The sequence below is a fragment of the Paracoccus sp. (in: a-proteobacteria) genome, from assembly GCF_047973135.1.
GTDB lineage: Bacteria > Pseudomonadota > Alphaproteobacteria > Rhodobacterales > Rhodobacteraceae > Paracoccus.
On record NZ_JBKEBL010000059.1, the window covers coordinates 1 to 11606 of the forward strand.

Annotated in this window: 11 protein-coding genes; 2 read left to right on the top strand and 9 right to left on the bottom strand. The window is 64.7% G+C overall.

What is annotated here, in order from left to right; translation table 11 throughout:
• From ACK5L9_RS05260 to ACK5L9_RS05270, 3 genes are all read right to left on the bottom strand, one after another.
• A partial coding sequence (locus ACK5L9_RS05260) for a TRAP transporter large permease subunit (protein ID WP_416910401.1) occupies positions 1–778 on the bottom strand: 778 nt, incomplete at its 3' end.
• Entirely contained in the window at positions 775–1311 is a 537-nt protein-coding gene (locus ACK5L9_RS05265) for a TRAP transporter small permease subunit (RefSeq protein WP_416910402.1), read from the bottom strand. The genes ACK5L9_RS05265 and ACK5L9_RS05260, both read right to left, overlap by 4 nt.
• Positions 1311–2042, bottom strand: coding sequence for an N-formylglutamate amidohydrolase (locus ACK5L9_RS05270; RefSeq protein ID WP_416910403.1), 732 nt, complete (start codon positions 2040–2042; stop codon positions 1311–1313). Before ACK5L9_RS05270 ends, ACK5L9_RS05265 begins: the two co-directional genes overlap by 1 nt.
• A gap of 113 nt (positions 2043–2155) precedes the next feature.
• Here ACK5L9_RS05270 and ACK5L9_RS05275 point away from each other — a divergent pair, with 113 nt between their 5' ends.
• Both ACK5L9_RS05275 and ACK5L9_RS05280 read left to right on the top strand, forming a co-directional pair.
• Positions 2156–3040, top strand: a complete 885-nt coding sequence (locus ACK5L9_RS05275) for a MurR/RpiR family transcriptional regulator (protein ID WP_416910404.1) — start codon at positions 2156–2158, stop codon at positions 3038–3040.
• 88 nt (positions 3041–3128) lie between these two features.
• A complete protein-coding gene (locus ACK5L9_RS05280) occupies positions 3129–4760 on the top strand; it encodes a GMC family oxidoreductase (RefSeq protein ID WP_416910405.1) in 1632 nt (543 codons plus the stop codon).
• Positions 4761–4895: 135 nt separating this feature from the next.
• Here ACK5L9_RS05280 and ACK5L9_RS05285 read toward each other — a convergent pair whose 3' ends face one another.
• The 6 genes from ACK5L9_RS05285 to ACK5L9_RS05310 form a co-directional block, all read right to left on the bottom strand.
• The gene (locus ACK5L9_RS05285; protein ID WP_416910436.1) at positions 4896–6017 is read right to left on the bottom strand and encodes an ABC transporter ATP-binding protein; all 1122 of its coding nucleotides are present in this window, start codon (positions 6015–6017) and stop codon (positions 4896–4898) included.
• A 17-nt stretch (positions 6018–6034) separates the two neighbouring features.
• Positions 6035–6850: an ABC transporter permease gene (locus ACK5L9_RS05290; protein WP_416910406.1), complete on the bottom strand. Its 816-nt coding sequence runs from the start codon at positions 6848–6850 to the stop codon at positions 6035–6037.
• The gene (locus ACK5L9_RS05295; protein WP_416910408.1) at positions 6847–7719 is read right to left on the bottom strand and encodes an ABC transporter permease; all 873 of its coding nucleotides are present in this window, start codon (positions 7717–7719) and stop codon (positions 6847–6849) included. The genes ACK5L9_RS05290 and ACK5L9_RS05295 overlap by 4 nt, the downstream gene beginning before the upstream one ends.
• Before the next feature lie 128 nt (positions 7720–7847).
• Entirely contained in the window at positions 7848–9500 is a 1653-nt protein-coding gene (locus ACK5L9_RS05300) for a peptidoglycan -binding protein (protein WP_416910410.1), read from the bottom strand.
• A 1-nt stretch (position 9501) separates the two neighbouring features.
• A complete protein-coding gene (locus tag ACK5L9_RS05305; RefSeq protein WP_416910411.1) occupies positions 9502–10860 on the bottom strand; it encodes a hypothetical protein in 1359 nt (452 codons plus the stop codon).
• Between the two features lie 96 nt (positions 10861–10956).
• Positions 10957–11502, bottom strand: coding sequence for a gamma-glutamylcyclotransferase (locus ACK5L9_RS05310; RefSeq protein ID WP_416910412.1), 546 nt, complete (start codon positions 11500–11502; stop codon positions 10957–10959).
• Positions 11503–11606 lie beyond the last annotated feature (104 nt).

The window sequence follows — 11606 nt, forward strand, 5'->3', positions numbered from 1 at the left end:
AGGCCAGCGCGCCGATCACGCTGCTTTCGGTCAGCGAGGTCCAGCCCTTGACGAAGGGTACCATCATCGCCGCAAAGATCACCAGAGGCAGGATGCCCGCGCGCAGCAGGCGCAACCGCTGCGGCCAGGTGATCGCGGCGCGTTCCGCCGCTGGCATGGGCGGGGCCAGAGCGGGGTTCAGCCGGGTGCGGATCAGGATATAGGCGATAAACAGCGCCGCCATCAGCAGCCCCGGCCCGATTCCGGCCAGCCATAACTGGCTGACCGGCTGACGCGCGATCAGCGAATACAGGACCAGTACGACCGAGGGCGGGATCAGGATGCCAAGGCTGGAACCCGCCTGAATCACCCCCGAGATCATCGGCTTGGCGTAATTATGCCGGACCAGTTCCGGCAGGGCGATGGTCGCGCCGATGGCCATGCCCGCCACTGACAGCCCGTTCATGGCCGAGATCATCACCATCAGCAGGACCGTGCCCACGGCCAGCCCGCCCGGCATCGGCCCGAACCAGACGTGAAACATCCGGTATAAATCTTCAGCCAGCCGCGATTCCGACATGACATAGCCCATAAAGACGAACATCGGCAGGGTCAGCAACGCGTTCCAGCGCATCACCTTCATCACCGCCGAAAAGCCCATATCCGTGCCGCCCGGCCCCCACATCAGCAGCGCCGCCACCACTGCGACAAAGCCGATTGCTCCAAAGACCCGCTGCCCCGTGACCATCATCAGCAGCATGGTCGAAAACATCAGAAGCGCGATCCATTCGTGGCTCATCGCCGGACCTCGTCGCTGAAAGGGTGCGGGATCGTGGTCCCGCGCAGCAGGGCAAGGTCGCGCACAAGCTGTGCGATGGCCTGAAGGATCATCAGCGCGAAGGCCAGGGCGATGATCAGCTTGATCGGCCACAGCGGCGGACGCCATGCGCTTGGGGCGCGTTCGTTGATCCTCAGGCTGTAGGCGGTGGAATCGACCGCGCCCCACAGCATCACGCCCAGACAGAACAGCAGAAAGAAGATGGTGACGACATCCCACAGCGCCTGCGCCCTTGGGCCTTGACGGGCATAAAGCAGATCCATCCGCACATTCGCGCCAAGCTGCATCGAATAGGGCGCACCCAGCAGGTAATAGGCAACCAGCGTGAACTGCGCCATCTCCATGGTCCACAGGGTCGGCACGCTGAACATCCTTGTCAGCGACGACCACAACAGGATCCCCATGATCGCGAACAGCAGATACATGATCAAGCGGCCCAGCCGGTAATTCACCGTCTCGACCGTGCGTACATACCGTATCGCCCATCCCGGCATCAGACTGCCCCCATCGCCGATCGCAGCACCGGGGCCAGCCGTGCCGCCATTTCCTGCGCCCCTTGCGCGATCAGATCGTTGCGGATTTCCAGCATGGCATTGCGCAGGCCCATCGGCGTGGCATGCAGGGCCAGCGTATGGGCCACGCCGTCGGCGGCGCTGTAGGGCTGGTTCAGGCGCGTGACCAGACCCGTCGCACCGCCTGCTATTGCGCGGGCAAGGCGGTCGTCGGCGTCGTGGATCACGCCGAACTCTACCTCGCGCGGGGTGCCGTGCCAGACCGGCGTAAAGCTGTGGACGGTGATCAGCACGGGCTTTTGCCCGCCTGCCAGCCGCCGTGCCAGCAGGCCCGACAGCGCGGCGTGAAAGGGCAGATAGATCCGTTCGGTCCGCCGCCAGCGTTCCGCGCGGGGCAGGTCGCGATTGCCCGGCACATTGTGGATTTCGCTGCGCTCGGGCATGGCCGAGGGCGCGTCGGGCGGGCGGTTCAGGTCATAGATCAGGCGCGACAGCCCGCCCGCGATCAACGGTGCGCCCAGATCCCGTGCCAGAGCGCGCGCCAGATCCAGCGCGCCCGGATCCCAGGCGATATGCGCGCGGCGCTGTTCTCCGGTCAGGCCAAGCGTGCCCCAGGGCAGCGGAAAGGCGTTCGAGGCATGTTCGCAGACCAGCACCGCCGGGCCGGGCGCTGCGGCGTTCTCGATCGTGAAAACTGCGGTTCCGTCGTTCATCCGGCCTCCTGCAATGTCAGGCTGGAACATCGGACCGGACTCTGTCAATAATTTTTCAAAACGGGTTGTGGTTGTTACAATCGTTACGTGACCCATGCCCGGAGGATCGGCAGATGACGCGCAGTGCCCCCGCCCCGTCCGAAATGATCGAGGACCGGCTTGTCCGGCATTTCGACGCACTGACACCGTTGGAGCGGGCGCTGGCAGGGCATCTGACCCGGCACTACCCGGTCGCGGGGCTTGGCTCGATGTCGCGGCTTGCCAAAGAGGCGGGGGTATCCACGCCCACCGTGCTGCGGCTGGTGCAGAAGCTTGGGTTTCGCGGCTATCCCGAGTTTCAGGCGCAGTTGCGATTAGAGGTCGAGGCACGGCTTGAATCGCCTCTGTCCAAGCGCGCAAGGTGGAGCAATCGCGCCCCCCTGACGCATATCCTGAACCGCTTTGCCGACGCGGTGCTGACGAACATGTCGGTGACGCTGGAGCGGATCGACCATGCCGAATTCGACGCCTGCGCCGAAATGCTGGCCGATCCGGGGCGGCGGATCCATGTCGCGGGCGGGCGGATCACGCATGCACTGGCCGACTATCTTGTGACCCAGCTTGGCGTTGTCCGGCCGGGCGTTCTGTTGCTGGCCGGCCTGTCGAATGCCTGGCCACCCGCGCTGCTGGACATGCGGGCGGGCGATGTGCTGGTGGTGTTCGACATTCGCCGCTATGAAAGCGCCATCCATCAGCTTGCCGAACTGGCTGCCGGGCGCGGCGCCGAGATCGTGCTGATGACCGATCCCTGGGTCAGCCCCGTCGCGCGGCACGCCCGGTTCCGCTTTGCCGCCCAGATTGAGGTTCCCTCGGCGTGGGATTCTTCGGCCTCGCTGCTGGTGCTGCTCGAAACGCTGCTGGCTGCCGTGCAGGAACGCACCTGGCCCCAGACCGAGGCGCGCATGAAACAACTGGAAAATCTGTATGAAAACGCCGGTCTGTTCCGGCGCGGGCGCTGACGGGTGGTCATCGTCTTTGTCCAGAATGGCCCTCGACAGTTTCCTGCAACCGATCTTTTCTGCCCTCAGGCAAGCGTTGGTCGGGTGAATGGGCGAGGACGGAACGAATTGGGCCGATTATGTGGTGATCGGCGCGGGCTCTGCCGGGTCGGTACTGGCCAACCGGCTGTCGGCGGATGGGCGGGCCGTGGTGGCCCTGCTTGAGGCGGGCGGATCGGACCTGAATCTGTGGGTGCGAATGCCCATCGGCTATGGCGGCGCGTTTCACCATCCGCGCCTGAACTGGCGCTATATGACCCGGCCCGACCCCGGCCTTGGCGGGCGGCAAAGCTATTGGCCGCGCGGCAAGGTTCTGGGCGGGTCCAGCGCAATCAACGCGATGGTGTTCATTCGCGGGCAGGCGGCGGATTTCGATGACTGGGCCGCACTTGGCAATCCCGGCTGGTCCCATGCCGATCTGCTGCCGCTGTTCCGGCGGATCGAGGATAATCTGGCGGGCGCGGACGAATGGCGGGGGCAGGGCGGGCCGATCAGCGTGACCAGCATCGACCGCTCGGCGCATCCGTCAAGCCATGCTTATGTCGCCGCCGCCAGGGCTGCCGGGCTGCCGGGCAACCCTGATTTCAACGGTGCCACGCAAGAAGGCGTCGGGCTGTATCAGATCACAACGCGAAACGGGGTCCGCTGCTCGGCGGCGACAGGCTATCTGCATCCGGCGCGAGGACGGCGGAACCTGCGCATCCTGACCCATTCCCATGTGACGCGGATCCTGTTCCACGGGCGGCGCGCGGCGGGCGTCGAATACCGGCGGCGTGGCGGCGCGGTTCAGCGGATCATGGCGCGGCGCGAGGTGATCCTGTCGGCGGGGGCCGTCAATTCGCCGCAGCTTCTGCAACTGTCGGGGATCGGGCCGGGTGCGCTGTTGCAGCGCATGGGGATCCGGGTCTTGCTGGACGCGGCGGGTGTGGGACGCAACCTTCAGGATCACATCGGTTTTGACTATGTCTATCAGGCCAACCGGCCGACGCTGAACGATGTGCTGCGCCCCCTTCCGCAGAGGCTGCTGGCAGGGCTGCATTACCTGCTGACCCGGCGCGGGCCGCTGTCGCTTGGCGTCAATCAGGGCGGCGGCTTCTTCAAAAGCTCGGCCCTGCACGACCGTCCGAACATGCAGCTTTACTTTTCTCCGCTCAGCTATACCCGCACGGTGCCGGGCAAGCGTCGGCTGACCGCGCCGGACCGGTTTCCGGGCTTTCAGCTTGGTCTGTCCAACTGCCACCCGAAAAGCCGCGGCTGGCTGGGGCTGCGCAGCCCCGATCCGATGGCCGCGCCGGAAATCCATCCCGGCTATTTCAGCGCGCCCGAGGATCTGGAAGAGCTGGTCGAGGGCGCGCGGATGCTGCGCCACATTGCCGCGCAGGAACCCTTGGCCCGCTGGATCCTGCGCGAACTGGTTCCCGGCCATGGGGTGCAGGATGACGACGCGATCCGCGACGACATCAGGCGGCGCGCGGGCTCGGTCTTTCATGCCTGCGGCACTTGCGCGATGGGGCCGGATGCGGTCGTCGATGCCCGGCTGCGGGTGCGTGGCGTCGATGGACTGCGCGTCGCCGACGCCTCGGTCTTTCCGCGTATCCCTTCGGGCAATATCAACGCACCGTCGATCATGGTGGGCGAGAAGGCCTCGGAACTGATCCTGACGGATCAGGCGAATATTTGACAGGGGCAGGCGCGATGTCAAAAACCGATCTTCCGCCCCGGCAGGCATTCTATACCTGCGGGCGGGCACAGCCTGCACATCACCGCCGGACATTGCCAGAGGCCATTTGTCAGGGCAGCCGCTTCCGGATGCGGTTCAGCGGAACAGGACCAGTGAACCCGGCGACCATGCCAGTCGGGTGCGGGTGCCGATATCCTGCACGTCGCGGCCAAAGACGTTGCGCATCGAGATCCTGACGGTCCTCGGCTTGCCGTCGCTGCCGGTCGCGTCGTCCAGCCGCAGGTCGTAATAGGTCATGTCGCCGTAATAGACGACCTCGTCGATCACCGCGCCGCTTTCCTGCGACTGGTTGTGGCTTTGGCCCGGCGCGATCAGGGTCATGGTTTCGGGGCGAAAGCCGATGGTCACGCCCTCGTCGCCGGGGCTGGCGCGGCTGACTTGCCCCAGAGGCAGATCGACTTGACCCAGACCGGCCACATCGACGCGCAAGCCATCGGCATTTTCAGACAGGATCGTTGCGGGCAGGAAATTCATCACCCCGATGAAATCGGCCACGCGGCGGTTGGCGGGGCGGGCATACAGCGCCTCGGGGCTGTCCATCTGCGCGATGCCGCCCTCGAACATCACGGCGATGCGATCAGACATGACCAGCGCCTCTTCCTGGTCATGCGTGACCAGCACGAAGGTGATGCCGACCTGACGTTGCAGCTTGATCAGCTCGACCTGCATCTGTTCGCGCATCTTGCGATCCAGCGCCGACAGCGGTTCGTCCAGCAGCAGCACCTTGGGTTTCAGGATCAGCGCGCGGGCCAGCGCCACCCGCTGCCTTTGTCCGCCCGACAGGGCATGTGCCGCGCGGTTGCCATAGCCAGACAGTCCCACCATCGCCAGCGCCTCATCGACCAGCCGCGCCTTTTCCTCGCGCGGGCGGGGATCGCGGCGCAGGCCGAAGGCGACGTTCTGCGCCACGGTCAGATGGGGAAAGATGGCGTAGGACTGAAAGACCATGTTGGTCGGGCGCTTGTTGGCGGGCACGTCCTCCATATGCCTGCCGTCGATCAGCACCGCGCCCGAGGAAATATCTTCGAACCCGGCGATGGTCCGCAAAAGCGTGGTTTTGCCGCAGCCCGATGGACCCAGCAGCGAAAAGAACTCGCCCTCGCGGATGGTCAGGTCGATGCCGCGCAGGGCATGGTAATCACCGTAATATTTGTGGACATCCTGACACTCGATCATCGGACGGGCGGCGTCCAGCACCTGACAGCGGGTTTCGGTCACAGGAAGCCTCCGGTCTTGTTGCCGCCTATCCGGGCGATGCCGCGACGGCGGAAATATTCGCCGATCGCAAGCAGCATGATCGACAGCGCGACCAGCACCGTCCCAAGCGCCATGATCATCGGGATCAGCTTGGGGAAACGAAGCTGGCTGAAGATATAGGTGGGCAGGGTCGGCTGATTGCCGGCCAGGAAAAAGGCGATGATGAATTCGTCAAGGCTGATGGTGAAGGCGATCAGCAGTGAAGACACGATTCCCGGCATGACCAGCGGCAGGGTGATCAGGCGAAAGGCGCCGAATTTCGTCTCGCCCAGGTCATAGGCGGCCTCTTCCAGCGAGCGGTCGAGGCTGGAAAAGGCGGTGGACAGGATGGCGATGGCATAGGGCATGCAGATCAGCGTATGGCCGACGATTACCGTCAGGATCGACAAATGCACCCCCACGCCCAGCAGTACCACCAGCAGGGACATGGAAACGATGATCTCGGGCAGGACCATCGGCAGCATGATGAACCCCATCATCCCGCCCTTGCCCGGAAAGCTGAACCGGGTAGAGGCGCGGGCGGCGAAGATGCCAAGGCAAGTGGACAGGATCGAGGCCGACACGGCAATGATCAGCGAATTGCCAAGGGCCGTGCGCAGGGTCGCATTGGCCCACATTTGCCCGAACCACTGCGTTGTGAAGCCCTGAAGGGGAAAGGCGATGATCGTGCCGGAATTGAACGCGAACAGCGGCAACAGGATGATCGGCGCATAAAGGAACAGCAGATAGGCCACCGCATAGGCGCGCAGACCGCCGCCGCGTACCACCCTCATTGCCGCACCTTCAGGAAACGGCGGTTGAGGAACAGGAACGCTGCGCTGACCAACGCGACGATCACCATCGCTGTCACCGCCAGCGCGGATCCAAGGGGGCGGTTGTCCAGATCCAGCATCTGCACCTGGATCAGGTTGGCGATCATCGGGATCTTGCCTCCGCCAATCAGCGCGGGTGTGACATAGTCGCCGATGGTCGGGATGAACACGATCAGCGTCGCCGCGATCACGCCGGGCATGGCCAGAGGCAGCGTCACCCGCCAAAAGGTCATCAGCCGGCTTTCCCCCAGATCGCGCCCGGCCTCCAACAGCGAGCGGTCGATCTTTTCCAGCGCGACAAAGATCGGCAGGATCGCGAAAGGCGCATAGGCATGGGCCAGCGTCAGCACGATGGAATTGACATTGTACAGGATGAAGGTCAGCGGCTGGTCGATGATGCCAAGCCCCGTCAGGGTCGAGTTGATGACCCCGTTATAGCCAAGGATCACTTTCCACAGGAATACCCGGATCAGATAGCTGGTCCAGAAGGGAATGGTGATCAGGAACAGCCACATGGATTTCCGTTCGGGGCGGATGACGAAGCTGACGTAATAGGCCACCGGAAAGGCCAGCCCCACCGTGACCAGCGTGACCAGCGCCGAAACGATAAGTGATCGTATCATCACCGTCCGTACGATCGGATCGGTCAGCACCTGCCGGTAATTGTCCAGCGTCAGCTCGTGCACGACCTGAAGATACCCGTCGGTCAGGAAACTGTAGGCGAGGATGGTCAACAGCGGTGCGGCCAGAACCGCCAGCGCATACAGGAAGGGCGGGGCGATCAGGCCAAGACCCTGTCGTGCCTCTGCATCCGGTCCACGCCGCGCCATGTTGCCACCCTGTTGCAGCCCCTTGTTCGTAAAGGGGCCTGTATTGCGATACTTTCCACAGCGGCGCGGTGTTGAAAAGAGGGATTTACCGGAAAGGGGCCGCGCATGACCGGCTGCGGTACCGGTGATCAGCGTTCAGTCAGTTTCAGTTCGATCCGGCGGTTCTGGGCCAGTGCCTCGGGGGAATCGCCTTCGGCGACCGGGCGGGTATCGGCAAAGCCTGCTGCCGCCAGACGGTCGGCGGGAAAGCCGCGTTCGCTGATCAGATAGCGCACCACGGCCAAGGCGCGGGCCTGGCTGAGTTCCCAGTTGTCGCGATAGGTGCCGGTGCCGGTCAGCGGTATGCTGTCGGTATGGCCATCGACGCGGATGATCCAGTCGATTTCCGGCGGGATTTCATCGGCGATGTCGGACAACATTTCGGCCACGCTGTCGATCTGGGCACGGCCCGCAGGCGAAAGGCTGGCCTCGCCCGTTGCGAACAGCACTTCGGACTGAAATACGAACCGGTCGCCGACGACCCGGACCCCCTCGCGCCCGGACAGGATCTGCGACAGCCGCCCGAAAAATTCCGAACGATAGCGGGCCAGATCCCGAGCCTCGGCCTCGGCCTTTTTCCTTGCTTCTTCCTCAAGCGTCAGCCTGCGGTCCTTTTCCTCGGCGGCGCGCAGCAACGCGGCGTTCAACTGGTTGCCCAGATCCGAGACGCGCAGTTCCGCCTGCTGCTGTTCCTCGCCCGCCACGTCCAGCAGCGCCTGAAGCGAGCCAAGCTGCGCCGTCAGCGAGGCGACCTGTTCATTCAGCAGCGCCACACGCCTTTGATCCCCTGCGGACAGTTCCTTCTGTTTCGCCAGTTCCGCCCGCGCGGTGGCAAGCAGCCCCGCCTTGTCGGCGGCATCCGCGCCCTGTTCGTCGCGGCTGGCCTCGGCTGCGGCAAGCAGGGTCAGCGTTTCCTCGGCCCGCTTGCGGCTTTCCTCAAGCGACAGGGTCATGGCGGTCAGTTCGGCGTCGGATTTTTCCAGCCGCGCGCGCAGCGCGTCCGCCGCCGCCGCCTCGGTCAGCTTTGCGGCCTCGGCCTTGTCAAGCTGCGCCTGAAGCTGCGTGGTTCCGGCGGTTTTCTGCCGCAAATCGGCGATCATCGCCTCCAGCGCCTCGCGGCGGGCGGCGGCAAGGCGCGCGGTCTCGGCCTGCGCGTCGATTTCCTGCCGGGCCGAGGCGATGGCCAGCTCTGCCGCCGAGGCGCGGTTTTGCTGTTCGGTCAGCTCTTTTTGTGCCGCCGCCGCCTGTTTCCGGTCAGTGGCGCGGGCGGCCAGAAGGGCGGCGACTTCGGCCTCGAAATCGGTCAGACGGGATTTCGCGGCCTCCAGCTCGCCCCGGCCGGCGTCAAGCTGGTTCGTCAGGCGGGTGATTCGCGCGGCACGGTCGCGGGCCTCGGCCTCGGCTGCGGCAAGCTGTTCGGTCAGCACCTGATTCTGCGCCTCTTGACCGGCAAGCTGATCCTCAAGCCCTGCGCCGCGCTGTTCCGAGGCACCAAGCGCCTGCCCCAGTGCCGCAACCTGCTGGCCCAGTTCCTGCAACCGCTGTTCCTGCCGCGAGATGGCGCGGCCCTGATCGTCGATGATGACATCCTTGTCGCTGATCTGTTCGCGCAGGACCGACTGCACCACCATAAAAATGGTCAGCACGAACATCAGCACCATCAGCAGCGCAGTCATTGCATCGACGAAACCCGGCCAGATCGTCGCCGAGAAACGGTTGGACGAGGCGCGGTGCAGGGCCATATCAGTCGTCCTTGTGCCGCGCCAGCGGCAATTCGGGCAGCAGATCATCGCGGAACGGGTCGTTGAACCGCGAGGCGCGAACGGCGCGTGTCAGGACAAGAATGTCGGATCGCAGTTCAGCAACATATTCCTCGCGCCCCTCGGTCAGTTCGGTGGCCAGCCGGTCCAGCGCTGCCTCGATCCGCGTCAGATCCAGCGTTGGCGCGGGGCGGTCGGTCTGTACCTGCGCCAGTTCGACAAGCCGCGCCTGCCCCTCGGTCATCCGGTTCAGCGCCGTGCCAAGGGCGGCGACCCGCGCGACCGATGCCTCGCGTTCGGCCTCGGACCGGTTGGCCAGCGCCTCGATGGCCTGGGCCATGACCAGAATCCGCTCATCCGCCTGGGCGCCCGCCGCGTCGCGGGCGGCCTCTCGTTCGGAATAGAATTGCCGCAAATGTTCGTTTTGCAGCGCCATTTGCTCCAGATAGGTGGCGACGGCGGCGTGATCCAGTTCATCGCCGCTATCCGCCCCGGCAAGGCTGATGCGGGTGAAGCCCGACATCCATTCCTCAAGCTCGCGGTAAAAGCGGTTCTGGCCATGGGTCACGAACAATTCCAGCAGCCCCACGACCAGCGAGCCCGCCAGACCCAGCAGCGAGGAAGAGAAGGCCGTCGCCATGCCGCCAAGCTGCGCCTCAAGCCCGTTCATCAGCTTGTCGAACACCTCGATCCCGCTTTCGCCATCCTGCGGTGCCAGCGCGCGGATCGTGTCCACCACGGCGGGAACCGTGGTCGCCAGCCCGTAGAACGTGCCCAGAAGGCCAAGGAAGATCAGCAGATTGGCCAGGTATCGCGTGATGTCGCGCAATTCCTCGATGCGGGTGGCCACGGATTCCAGGATCGAGCGGGCTGACCCGGTCGAGATCACCCCGTCCAGCGGTCCGCGCACGCCCAGCAGCGCGGCCAGCGGGGCCAGCAGGCGGGGTGGCCGGTCGCCATCTGCGGAATTGCGCGTGGCGACACCCCGTTCGACGGCATTGCGGCGGCGCGATGCGAAACGTTCGATCCAGCTTACCGAATGCACAAGCTGCGCGACCTGCCAGAAACAGGCCAGCACACCCAGACCGAACACGCCAAGAATCAGCCCGTTCAGCCAGCGGTTTGCGGCAAAGATGGGCAGGATCCGGCCATAGGCAAACCATCCGCCTGCCAGAACCAGCGCCAGCACGCTGAGCATCAGCAGGATCTGCCGCACCGGCTGCGAGAAATGCGGATGCCCCGGACCGTTGGCGGCAGCGGTGCGCGTGGCCGAGATGCGCCTGTCCGGTCCCTTGCCGGGTTGCCTGGCCTCTGGTCCCTGTTCGCTGGTCTGTTCGCTCAAAGGCTGGCCTTCCGGTTTGACATGAACGTTCCGGCGCGAGTGTAGGCGCACACCTGCCACTTGCCAAGCGTTTCGAAAATCAGGTGAAACGGCCGGTCAGTGGCCCTTGTCCAGCAATTGCCGCACGTCCCGCGAAAGCTGTTCCAGCATCGCGTCCGACACCCCCATCTCGGTCAGGTGCCGGGCGGTGTTGAACAGGTATTCGGCGTTGGGCCCGCGTCCGCCATGCGCGCGGGCAATGATTTTCGCCTGCTCGGTCGGGCACAGCCCACCGGCATATTGCCAGTGATCGCGCTGCATCACATAGGCGATGGCGGCGACCGTGCGGCCATCGTCCAGCACGACGGGCAGAACCTCTTCGCGATAGGCATCGGTGATCAGTTCGCGTTCGCGCAGGTCGGCCATGACCTTGTCATGATCCTCTTCGGCCATGCGCAGGGCCAGCCCGCTGCACCGCGCCGCCGGATCCTCGTCCAGCCCCAGCACCAGACCGGGGGCCTCTTCGGTGCCGCGATAGGCGATGGAACGCAGGCAAAAGCTGCGGGCATAGCCGGTCAGATGGGCCTTGACGGCCTCGACCGGCGTAAAGCCGGGATCCCACATCAAAGAGCCATAGCCAAAGACCCAATATACGTTGTTCATCGTCGCGCCGTCCTTGCTTCGCGACGAAACTAGGACAGGACGGCCCGCCGGAAAAGCCCCCGCCTTGTGACACACCAAGATGTTTTGCGGGCAGCCGTGACGTC

What these genes read in the sequence shown, in the direction of transcription:
- ACK5L9_RS05300 (WP_416910410.1), bottom strand. Translation starts at nt 9,500, where the DNA reads ATGGCCCTGCACCGCGCCTCGTCCAACCGTTTCTCGGCGACGATCTGG.
- ACK5L9_RS05280 (WP_416910405.1), top strand. Translation starts at nt 3,129, where the DNA reads ATGGGCGAGGACGGAACGAATTGGGCCGATTATGTGGTGATCGGCGCG.
- ACK5L9_RS05290 (WP_416910406.1), bottom strand. Translation starts at nt 6,850, where the DNA reads ATGAGGGTGGTACGCGGCGGCGGTCTGCGCGCCTATGCGGTGGCCTAT.
- ACK5L9_RS05310 (WP_416910412.1), bottom strand. Translation starts at nt 11,502, where the DNA reads ATGAACAACGTATATTGGGTCTTTGGCTATGGCTCTTTGATGTGGGAT.
- ACK5L9_RS05275 (WP_416910404.1), top strand. Translation starts at nt 2,156, where the DNA reads ATGACGCGCAGTGCCCCCGCCCCGTCCGAAATGATCGAGGACCGGCTT.
- ACK5L9_RS05265 (WP_416910402.1), bottom strand. Translation starts at nt 1,311, where the DNA reads ATGCCGGGATGGGCGATACGGTATGTACGCACGGTCGAGACGGTGAAT.
- ACK5L9_RS05270 (WP_416910403.1), bottom strand. Translation starts at nt 2,042, where the DNA reads ATGAACGACGGAACCGCAGTTTTCACGATCGAGAACGCCGCAGCGCCC.
- ACK5L9_RS05295 (WP_416910408.1), bottom strand. Translation starts at nt 7,719, where the DNA reads ATGGCGCGGCGTGGACCGGATGCAGAGGCACGACAGGGTCTTGGCCTG.